Source organism: Candidatus Liberibacter americanus str. Sao Paulo (assembly GCF_000496595.1).
Classification (GTDB): domain Bacteria; phylum Pseudomonadota; class Alphaproteobacteria; order Rhizobiales; family Rhizobiaceae; genus Liberibacter; species Liberibacter americanus.
On sequence record NC_022793.1, the window covers coordinates 479,287 to 490,919 of the forward strand.

Sequence of the window (11,633 nt, forward strand, 5' to 3'; positions counted from 1 at the left end):
AATTATTGTTATTTTATGTAGACTTTTTATATGATGGATAAAACTTACGACTTCTCATCTGTCGAGAAAAAGAGTTCTGCAAAGTGGGATTCTATTGAAGCTTTTCGTATGGGTGCTAATGCGAGCCTTAATGCGGAAAGTTTTTGTATAGTTATGCCTCCTCCTAATGTAACTGGTTCGTTGCATATGGGGCATGCTTTTAATAGTACTTTGCAAGATATCATGATTAGATTCGAGCGTATGAGAGGCAAAAATGTTCTTTGGCAATCTGGAACAGATCATGCAGGTATCGCGACGCAAGTTGTTGTGGAGCGTGATTTATTAAATAATTATTCTATTACAAAAAAAGAATTAGGTCGCGAAGATTTTATTAAAAAAATTTGGAATTGGAAGTCAAAATCAGGCGGTTCTATCATAAGTCAGTTGAAGAGGCTAGGTGCATCTTGTGACTGGTCACGTGAGCGCTTCACTATGGATAAGGGCATGTCTGATGCTGTTATGCACGCTTTTGTTAGCCTTTATAAACAAGGTTTGATTTATAAAGATAAAAGAATTGTTAATTGGGATCCACACCTTGAAACATCAGTTTCTGATCTTGAGGTAATTCAGAATGAGGTTGAAGGCAATCTCTGGTATATACGTTATCAATTAGCAGATGGTATATCTTATCGTCATCCTACTGAGTTTAATGATGAATCAAAGCCAATAAATTGGGAGATACGTGACTATATTATAATTGCGACTACGCGTCCAGAAACTATGTTTGGTGATACTGGGATAGCTGTTCATCCAGATGATTGCCGTTATCAAGAACTCATAGGAAAGCATGCTGTTCTTCCTATAATAGGTCGTAAGCTTAAAATCGTATCAGATAATTATCCTGATCCTAGTTTTGGTGCAGGGGCGGTGAAATTAACTCCAGCTCATGATTTTAATGATTTTGAAATTGCAAAGCGTGCTGGATTAGATTTTATTGATGTTTTAAATTCTCAGTCGAAGCTTTCCCTTTTAAATAATGAAAATTTCTTACGAGATATTTTCATTTCAGATGAGATAAAGAATGTTTTATGTGAATTTGAATCTTTAAATTGTAGTATTGCTCGCGAAAAAATTGTTGCTTTGCTTGAACATCATGGCTTTATTAATAAAATTGTTTCTTATAAACATGTAGTCCCTTATTGTGAACGTAGTGGTGTTCCTGTTGAGCCTAGGATAACAGATCAGTGGTATCTCAATGTTAAAGTTTTAGCAGAGCCAGCGATAAGTTCAGTAGAAAATTCACTTACTTCTTTTATTCCTAAATCTTGGGATAAAAGTTACTATGAATGGATGAAAAACATTCAGCCTTGGTGTATTTCAAGGCAGATTTGGTGGGGCCATCAGATTCCTGCTTGGTATGGCCCTGATGGAAAGTTTTTTGTTGAGAATAACGAATGTGCTGCCCTAGATTCTGCAATTAAACACTATATTGCAGAGGGTGGGGAAATGGCTGCCCATGTTCGTAATTTGACCAAAAATGGTAATATATCTGCTCTTTTAAAACGTGATGATGATGTGCTTGATACTTGGTTTTCTTCTGCTCTTTGGCCTTTTGCATCTTTAGGTTGGCCAGAAAAAACAGTTGAATTAAAAACTTATTATCCAACTAATATTTTAGTAACTGGTTTTGATATTTTGTTTTTCTGGGTTGCCCGCATGATGATGATGGGTATGAATTTTATGAAGGATTCTGATAATAAAGGAATTGAGCCTTTCAATTATGTTTATATGCATGCATTAGTCAGAGATAAACATGGCCAGAAAATGTCTAAATCGAAAGGTAATATTATTGATCCAATTGATTTGATAGATCAGTATGGTGCTGATGCTTTAAGATTTTATTTTGCTGTTATGGCTGTTCAAGGTCGTGATATTAAGTTGGATTTATCGCGTGTGGTTGGTTATCGTAATTTTATAACTAAATTTTGGAATGCAGTTAGATTTTCTCAGATAAATAATGCAAAGCATAGCGATGATTTTAACCCGCAAAATGTGAGTTTTGTAATTAATAAATGGATTATTTCTCGGCTTTCTATCGTTATCAAAGAAGTTACTTCAGGAATAGAAGATCGTCGTTTCAACGATGTATCTGCTGTTTTATATCGTTTTGTATGGAATGAACTATGTGATTGGTATGTAGAATTTATTAAGCCTATCATCAATCAAAGGAATGATAAGTTAACCTTAGAAACTTTATCTTGTTTTTCTTATGTATTGCACAATGTTTGCAAGTTATTGCATCCTATTATACCTTTTGTGACAGAAGAGATATACTCTAATATTATTGTTGACGGGATGAATGATAAGGCTGTTCTATGCCATGCTAAATGGCCTTCTATGGTATTTGATGATACTGAATCTGTAGAAGAAGTAGATTTTATTATTCGTTTGATTTCCGAAATAAGATCTGTGCGTAAATCGATGAATGTTCCATTAAAAGCAGTTATACCACTAGTTTTTATTGATACAACACCTGTTATTAAGGAAAGATTGTTATCTCATCAAGCTGTTATTAATAGCTTATCTTCTGGCAATATTGTATTTGCAGAATCTTTTCCTTCTAGTTCTGTGCAAATTGTTCTTGATGAAGTGGTATTCTTTTTACATATAGGTGATTTTATTGACTTTCATCTTGAAAGATCTCGTATTGAAAAATCTATTGAAAAAGTTAGTAATGAGTTATTATCTATAAAGGCTAGATTAGCAAATAGTAATTTTTTGGAAAAAGCTCATCCTAGTATATTGCAATTAGAAAGAGAAAAACTTGATAAAGCTGAAAAGAAAAAAACATCACTTGATATTTCTCTTGCACGAATAAAAGTCTTTTAGACATTATCTGACATAATATTAATTAACTATTTATTGCGTCGGGTATGTATGGTTTTTTATTGAATTTATATTATTTATATATCTAATATTATACGTGATAATTACATTATTAATGACAATAAATTTCCATTATCATGGTTTCAGTAATTGATGATTTAAATAGATTTTTTTATGCATTTTTCTTTTTTAGTACATTGTTTAAAAATTTTCCAGTGGATGATAAATTATTTAGAGCAATTTCTTCTGGTGTCCCATATGCTATTATTTTACCTCCTTCATCTCCTCCTTCTGGTCCAAAATCTAAAATCCAATCTGCTGTTTTTATAACTTCTAAATTATGTTCAATGACAACAATTGTGTTTCCTTTCTCAACCAGTTTATGCAAAATTTCTAATAGTTTAGCAATATCATGGTAGTGTAGGCCAGTCGTAGGTTCATCTAAAATATAAAGGGTATTACCTGTGGCTTGTTTTGAAAGTTCTTTGGCGAGTTTAACTCTTTGTGATTCTCCTCCCGATAAAGTGTTTGCAGATTGTCCAATTTTAATATACCCGAGTCCGACTTCTTTAAGAAGTTTTAATTTATTATATATTGATGGGATATTAGAAAAAAAAACCAAGCTTTCTTCAACGGTCATATCGAGTACATCCGCTATTGATTTGTCTTTAAAGTGTATATTTAAAGTTTCAGATGTATATCTTTTTCCATTACATGTATCACAAGTGATATATATATCTGGCAGAAAATGCATTTCAATCTTGATTATTCCATTCCCTTCACAATTTTCGCATCTTCCTCCTTTTACATTGAAAGAAAAGCAGCCAGGTTTATATCCAAGGACTTTTGATGCTGGTAGGCTGCTGAAGTGATCTCGGATTGGTGTAAATGCCCCAACATAAGTTGCTGGATTTGATCGAGGAGTATGGCCAATAGGTGACTGATTTATATTAACAACCTTATCGATATATTCTAAACCATTGATACTATCATATATTCCTGATACATTTCTTGATCCCATGACTATTTTTGAGGCTGCTTTATATAAAGTATATATAAGAAAAGTAGATTTTCCTCCTCCTGATACTCCAGTTACTGCAGTAAATAATCCAAGAGGTATAGATGCTGTAATATTTTTTAAGTTATTGCTTCGTGCATTAATAACCTTAATTATACGATCTTGATTATAATCACGTCTTTTTTCAGGGATTGATATATTTTTTTTACCAGATAGATAATTGCCTGTAAGAGAATTAGGATTTTCCATAATTTGTTTAGGTGAGCCTTCTGCTATTACTTTTCCGCCATTAGCGCCTGCTTCAGGACCTATATCTACAATATGGTCTGCGGATAGCATGGTTTCTTCATCATGTTCGACAACAATAACTGTGTTATCTAAATCACGAAGATGTTTAAGTATGTTGATGAGCTTGGTATTATCACGCTGGTGTAATCCTATAGAAGGCTCATCTAATATATAAATCACTCCTGTTAATCCAGATCCTATTTGAGATGCAAGGCGTATACGTTGGTTTTCTCCGTTTGAAAGCATACTTGTGTTGCGTGATAGGGTTAAATAATTAAGTCCTATTTCTGTAAGGAAATGTATCCTTTTTTTTATTTCCTTAAGAATGGGTTCTGCAATCTTATTTTGCTTTTTGTTGATTGTTCCCTGAATTTCATCAAGCCAAATTTTTGTTCTTTTTATGGACATATCGGCGATTTCGCCGATATGTTTCCCTGCAATTTTTATAGATAGAGATTCTTGTTTTAGCCGATATCCATCGCATTTTGCGCAAACAGATGATGACATATATCGCTGGATCATTTCTTGAATGCTTGATGAATCTGTTTCATACCAACGCTGATTTAATGTAGGGATAATTCCTTTAAAAGAAAAATTTATGAATTTATTATTATTATTTATATTATGTTTATTTCTGTTTATTCCATAGAGTATTATGTTTTGATTATCTTTGGATATATCGCACCAGCGATCATTAATAGAAAATCCTAGCTCTTCACTTAGATAATTAATAATTTTGATATAATATTGCGATAGGGGATTAGGCCAAGGTGCAATTGCTCCACTATTTATTGTTAACATAGGATCTGGTATTACGAGCTTTTCATCTATTTTTTGGCTAAAACCTAAACCATCACAACTATTGCATGCTCCTGATGGATTGTTAAAAGAAAAAAGCCGTGGTTCTATTTCTGCTATGCTAAATCCCGATACAGGACATGCAAATCTTTCAGAAAAAATTATGTATTGATTGTCTAATTTATGAGAATTTCTTTTTAAATCTTGTTCTGAATTACTCGAAGGTTTAATAATTTCAGCGGCAGCTAGGCCATTGGTCAATTGCAAACAAGTTTTAAGGCTATTAATTACTCTAGATCTAATATTTTCACTAATAACGATGCGGTCTACAACTACCTCTATATTGTGTTTATATTTTTTATCAATATCTGGTATTTCTGATATTTGATATAATTTCCCATCGATTTTTATTCTTTGAAAACCTTGTTTTGATATTTCTGTCAGCTCTTTTTTGTATTCTCCTTTCTTATTTTGCACTATAGGAGCAAGAAGATACATTCGAGTTCCTTTTTCGAATGATATAATACGATCAGCCATTTGTTCGACAGTTTGGCTTTCTATGGGAAGGCCTGTCTCGGGAGAATGTGGAATTCCTATTCTGGCAAACAACAATCGCAGATGATCGTGAATTTCGGTCATTGTGCCGACTGTAGACCTAGGATTATGAGATGTGTTTTTTTGTTCAATAGATATGGTAGGAGATAATCCATCGATTCGATCTACAGCTGGCTTTTTTATGTTGCCTAAAAACTGTCTTGCATACGTAGAAAGGCTTTCTATATAACGCCTTTGTCCTTCGGCGTGGATTGTATCAAAAGATAGAGAAGTTTTCCCTGATCCAGAAACTCCTGTAATAACGATTAACTTACCTCGTGGTAGCTTTAAGCTGATGTTTTGAAGATTATGTTCACGTGCTCCGTGAATAGAAATGTTCTTTATTTCTCTCATATTTAATTGATCACTTTTGTTTAAAAAACGAGATATGAACCATTATATTATATCATATATATAATTTATATTTTAATATACAAAATGGAATAGGGAAGTAGATTTATTCTAATAAAGTGAAGTATAATAATATTTAAAAATTATATTGTATATCTATCAAGTTCGTGTAACTTTACTTATTGATTTGTTTTTATTTATTATAAATTGCGTTGATGGGGTGTTTAGAAGTGTCTTCTAGTGTTAATAAAGTTATTTTAGTAGGAAATCTTGGATCTGATCCTGAAGTTCGTCATACACAGGATGGACGTAAAATTGTCAATATTCGCATTGCTACTTCTGATACTTGGAAAGATCGTAATACAAGTGAGCGTCGTGAAAAAACAGAATGGCATTCTATAGTAGTATTTGCTGAAGAACTTTGTAAGATAATTGAACAATATCTGCGTAAAGGTTCTAAGATTTACTTGGAAGGTTCTCTTCAAACTAGAAAATGGCAAGACCAATCTGGTAATAACAGATATACAACTGAGGTTATTATGAGAAGCATGGTTATGCTCGGTGGGCGTAAAGATTATCCTAATGAAGATAAGCAAAGTAGTGAAAATTTAAATGATAATGTTTTTGAAAGCCGTTATTCACAAAACAAAGATAGCAGTACATTGTCTGAAGATCTTGACGATGATATACCATTTTAGTATTCCTATGAAAGTTAGTTTCAAATTAATGGTGGATTAGTTTTTATTTAATTTTTCCATATTTTACAGTTGTTTTGGTATATTTAATACGATAATTGCCAGGAATTAGATTAATTTAAGTTTAAATAAGGATAGTTTAATCCGTTGACAGATCATGTTATATTAAATGATGAAGAGGATGAAGAAGGCATAGCTTCAATTTCAATAGTAAGTGAAATGCAGAATTCTTACCTCTCTTATGCATTAAATGTTATTGCTGGTCGTGCATTGCCTGATGTGCGTGATGGCTTGAAGACAGTTCATAGACGCATACTATATGGTATGATGCAGATGGGAGTGGATTATAATAAGAAATATGTGAAGTGTGCGCGTATTTCAGGTGAGGTCATGGGTAAGTTTCACCCTCATGGCAATGCTGCTATTTATGATGCTTTGGCTCGTATGGCGCAAGATTGGTCGTTGCGTTTATTGTTGATTGATGGTCAGGGTAATTTTGGATCAATAGATGGTGATCCCCCGGCTGCAGAGAGATATACTGAGTGTCGTCTGCAAAAATCTTCTCATTTTTTATTAGATGACCTTGATAAGAATACAGTTGATTTTCGTCCTAATTATGATGGCTCATTTCAAGAGCCTGTTGTTCTTTCTGCTAAATTTCCTAATTTGCTTGTAAATGGTGCTGGTGGTATTGCCGTTGGTATGGCTACTAATATTCCTTCTCATAATTTAGGAGAAGTTGTAGATGGTTGTATAGCTGTTATCGACAATCCAGATATTGATTTAAATGATTTGATGAATATAGTTACTGGCCCTGATTTCCCTACAGGAGCAATGATTTTAGGTAGATCTGGGATTAGGAGCGCTTATGCAACTGGACGCGGATCTATTGTAATAAGAGGTGTCACTCACGTAGAAAAAATATCATCAGATCGTGAGCAAATTATCGTTACAGAGATTCCATATCAAGTTAATAAAGCAGCAATGCTTGAAAAAACAGCAGAATTAGTTAGAGAAAAACGTATAGTTGATATATCTGATCTTCGTGATGAATCAGATCGTCAAGGTTATAGGGTTGTTATTGAATTAAAACGTGGTGCATCTGCTGATGTAGTATTGAATCAGTTGTATAGATATACTCCTTTACAGAGCTTGTTCAGTGTCAATATGGTAGCTTTGAATGGAAGCAAGCCTGAACGTTTTACTTTAATAGGAATAATTAAGTCTTTTATTGCTTTTCGCGAGGAAGTTGTGATAAGACGTACTAAGTATCTGTTAGGCAGAGCTCGTGATAGAGCTCATGTATTGGTTGGTCTTGCTGTTGCTGTAGCTAATTTGGATGAGATGGTTCGTATCATTCGTTTTGCGCCAAATCCAGAATCTGCTTGTCGTGAGTTAATGCAAAGAAGTTGGCGAGCAGTTGAAATAAAAGATTTAATGGATTTGATCGATGATTATAGTTATAGCATCGGTGATGACGGTAAAATGCGTCTATCAGAAGTTCAGACACGGTCTATTTTAGAGCTTCGTCTAGCGCGATTAACTGGATTAGGTCGTGATGATATTCATGATGAATTAGATAAGCTTGGTGAAGAAATCAAAAATTGCTTAGGTATTTTGTCTTCTCGGTTGCGCGTTTTAAATATTATCAAAGAAGAGCTTTTGCATATTAAAAATGATATTGGGACACCTCGTCGTACTGAAATTGTGGAAGGTTTATTGAATATGGAAGATGAAGACTGCATTGTTAGTGAAGATATGGTTGTCACTGTTTCGCATTTGGGATACGTAAAACGTGTTCCTCTATCTGTATATCGCGCTCAGCGTCGCGGTGGAAAAGGTCGTTCTGGTATGGCAACTCGTGATGAAGATTTTGTGAATCGTTTGTTTATTTTAAATACACATACGCCGGTTCTATTCTTTTCATCTTTAGGATTTGTCTATAAAGAAAAAGTTTGGAGATTACCTGCAGGCTCTCCACAATCTCGTGGTAAGGCCTTAATTAATATCCTTTCTTTAAAACAAGGAGAGCGTATTACAACTATTATGCCTTTGCCAGATGATGAATCTAGTTATGATGATTTATATGTGGTATTTGCTACTAAGCTTGGAAATGTACGCCGTAATAAGTTATCAGATTTTATTCAGGTGAATAGAAGTGGCAAGATTGCTATGAAATTAGAAGGAGATGATGAGATCCTTTCTGTTGAAACCTGTAAAGATGATAATGATATATTACTCAATACTAAATTGGGACAGTGTATTAGGTTCCCGGTTTCTGATATACGTGTGTTTTCAGGGCGTAATTCGGTTGGTGTGAAAGGTATATCGCTTGCTGCTGGTGATCAAGTTATCTCTATGGCTATTGTCTTACATTCTAAAGCTAATTATGAAGAACGTATTCTTTATATTAAATATATGATCGCTAAGCGTCGTCTTATTGCAGATGATGTTAATGAAGAAGATTGTGTTGATAGTGATGAGGCTATTAGTGGCAAAATATCTGAAGAACGTTGTGCAGAATTGCAATCACGTGAGCAATTTATCCTGACTGTATCGGAAAAAGGTTTTGGAAAGAGGACATCTTCATATGATTTCCGTGTATCTGCCCGTGGTGGTAAGGGTATTCGTTCTACTGATATTACGAAAACAAGTGAAATAGGTAATCTTGTAGCGGCATTTCCAATTGAGGAAAATGATCATATTATACTGGTATCTAATAAAGGAACTTTGATTAGAGTGCCGGTTAATGATATTAGGATTGCTAGTCGTGCAACAAAAGGAGTCGTTATCTTTTCTACTGCCAAAGATGAAAGAGTGGTTTCAGTTGAGCGTGTTAGTGATCGTGAGATTGATCAAGTGCAGTCGGAATGTGAGCATGAACAAATGTCGTCAGATGAATAGGATATATTTCCCTTTTTCCATTTAAAGATTATTTGAATTTTTTAGTTCTTACCTAATTAGTAAAGTACTTTTTATGGAAAAAGGATTCGTATATTTTTATCGCTATTGTGTAGAGTTTTTATTTAAATGTTCATTTAATTTTTGTTATTTTGATTTTATTATCTAAAATGAATTAGCATCTGTTTTTAAATAAAAATTTAACTAAAAGGATGATGACCTCCATGACAAAAAAAGCTGTTTATACAGGATCATTCAATCCTATTACTAATGGTCATATGGATATAATAAGACAGTCTCTTTCTTTTGTTGATGAGCTTGTTATTGCTATGGGCTATCACTCTTATAAGGATATTAATTTTATTTCAATTCAAGATCGCTCTGAATTGATTATGCAATCTATTAATGATTTGCTTCCAGAGCATTTGACTAAGATTTCTGTATTTCCTTTTAAAGGATTAGCTGTTGATTGTGTAAGAAATATTTCTGCTAAAGTTATAATACGTGGTTTGAGAAATGTGACAGATTTTGATTATGAAATGGGTATGGCATTTATTAATCGTAGTCTTTTGCCGGAAGTACCAACTATTACACTTTTTGCTAATGAATCTTCTCACTATATTAGTTCTACGCTTGTTCGTCATTTGTTTTTAATAGGTGAAGATATCACGCCTTTTGTCCCATATCCCGTGGCTTGTTTTTTAAAAGATAACTATAAGAAAATAAAAGAAGGTTCGGTATAAAAATTTTTCTGTCTTTTGTATAGGATTTTTGATTTTTTTTATGGATAAGATTTTCCTTATAAGTGTTGATTTTTGTTTTTAGTAATACATTTGCCATTTTTATCTTATTAAAAACCAATAAATTGACCTTATTAAAACCCAATAAAAAAGAGGATCTGGCACAGATGACTATACAATTATGATGGTTAAAGAGTTTGATTTTTATCTTCCTCCGTCTAAAATTGCTCTTAGACCAGTCTCACCAAGAGATAAAGCGCGTCTTTTGGTAGCTAATTCTGATATATCTTTGCGTATTTCCGATCATTTAGTACGTGATTTACCGATGTTTTTGAAGCCTAATGATGCTATTGTTTTCAACGATACCAAAGTTATTACAGCTCAATTGAGAGGAATACGGTTGCGTCATAAAAATGATACTGAGGTTCGTATATCTTGTAATTTACATATGCGTGTCTCTGATAATAGTTGGCGTGCTTATATCCGTCCGGCTAAGATGGTTAGGAAAGGTGATAAAATATATTTTTTTTCAAAAGATGGCCAATCTAAATTAGATGCAATTATTGATGAAAAGTGGGATCAAGGTGAAATTTTATTGGTTTTTTCTGTATCAGGTCTAGAATTAGATAGAAATATTTCTGTTGTAGGTAGTATTCCGTTGCCTCCTTATATTGCAAGGAAACGTTCTATAGATGAGCGTGATTATATTGATTATCAAACTACATATGCTAAGATTATGGGATCAGTTGCAGCTCCTACGGCTGGTCTTCACTTTACATCTGATTTATTATCTGAAATTATTTCTATTGGTATTGAAACGCACTTTATCACCCTTCATGTTGGTGCTGCTACTTTTATGCCAGTAAAAGTAGAAAATACCGATGATCATTTAATGCATAGTGAAATAGGATTTTTAGATACGAAAACAGCACAAGCTTTAAATGCTGTTAAATCAAGGGGAGGTCGTATTATTGCCGTTGGAACTACTTCATTACGTTTGCTAGAAACCGCGACGACTGATGATGGAGTTATAATTCCATGGTCTGGATCTACTAATATCTTTATAACTCCAGGATATCGTTTTCGTGCTGTAGATATATTAATTAGTAATTTTCATTTGCCTAAATCTACTTTGTTAATGTTGGTATCAGCATTTTGTGGAATAGAGGAAACAAAAGATATTTATCAACATGCTATAGCTAATGATTATCGTTTTTATTCATACGGTGATGCAAGTTTGCTTTTTAAGAACAAATCTATGGCGTGATATTTATCGTTATTTCTTAATGGGAAATAAGATTGTTATGCTAGAATATATTTTATATTTCGGCTTTTTACCTTAAGTTTTTTTATTGCTATTCAGCAAATTACTTTTATCTTTAG

General features: G+C 33.3%; 6 protein-coding genes. 5 read left to right on the top strand and 1 reads right to left on the bottom strand.

What is annotated here, in order from left to right:
- Window positions 1-30: 30 nt before the first annotated feature.
- Window positions 31-2,868: a valine--tRNA ligase gene (locus tag LAM_RS02065; RefSeq protein WP_007557178.1), complete on the top strand. Its 2,838-nt coding sequence runs from the start codon at window positions 31-33 to the stop codon at window positions 2,866-2,868.
- Between the two features lie 169 nt (window positions 2,869-3,037).
- Here LAM_RS02065 and uvrA read toward each other — a convergent pair whose 3' ends face one another.
- Window positions 3,038-5,917 (bottom strand): excinuclease ABC subunit UvrA, encoded by a 2,880-nt coding sequence (gene uvrA / locus LAM_RS02070; RefSeq protein WP_007557179.1) that lies wholly within the window; start codon window positions 5,915-5,917, stop codon window positions 3,038-3,040.
- A gap of 227 nt (window positions 5,918-6,144) precedes the next feature.
- On the opposite strand from uvrA, the gene ssb reads away from it, so the two are divergent.
- The 4 genes from ssb to queA all read left to right on the top strand — a co-directional run bounded on the left by ssb (window position 6,145) and on the right by queA (window position 11,517).
- A complete protein-coding gene (gene ssb, locus LAM_RS02075; protein ID WP_007557180.1) occupies window positions 6,145-6,612 on the top strand; it encodes a single-stranded DNA-binding protein in 468 nt (155 codons plus the stop codon).
- 144 nt (window positions 6,613-6,756) lie between these two features.
- Window positions 6,757-9,513, top strand: a complete 2,757-nt coding sequence (gene gyrA, locus LAM_RS02080) for a DNA gyrase subunit A (protein WP_023466233.1) — start codon at window positions 6,757-6,759, stop codon at window positions 9,511-9,513.
- Window positions 9,514-9,734: 221 nt separating this feature from the next.
- Complete coding sequence (coaD, locus tag LAM_RS02085; protein WP_007557184.1) at window positions 9,735-10,253, top strand: pantetheine-phosphate adenylyltransferase; 519 nt, start codon at window positions 9,735-9,737, stop codon at window positions 10,251-10,253.
- Window positions 10,254-10,431: 178 nt separating this feature from the next.
- Complete coding sequence (queA, locus tag LAM_RS02090) at window positions 10,432-11,517, top strand: tRNA preQ1(34) S-adenosylmethionine ribosyltransferase-isomerase QueA (RefSeq protein WP_007557185.1); 1,086 nt, start codon at window positions 10,432-10,434, stop codon at window positions 11,515-11,517.
- Window positions 11,518-11,633: the final 116 nt, after the last annotated feature.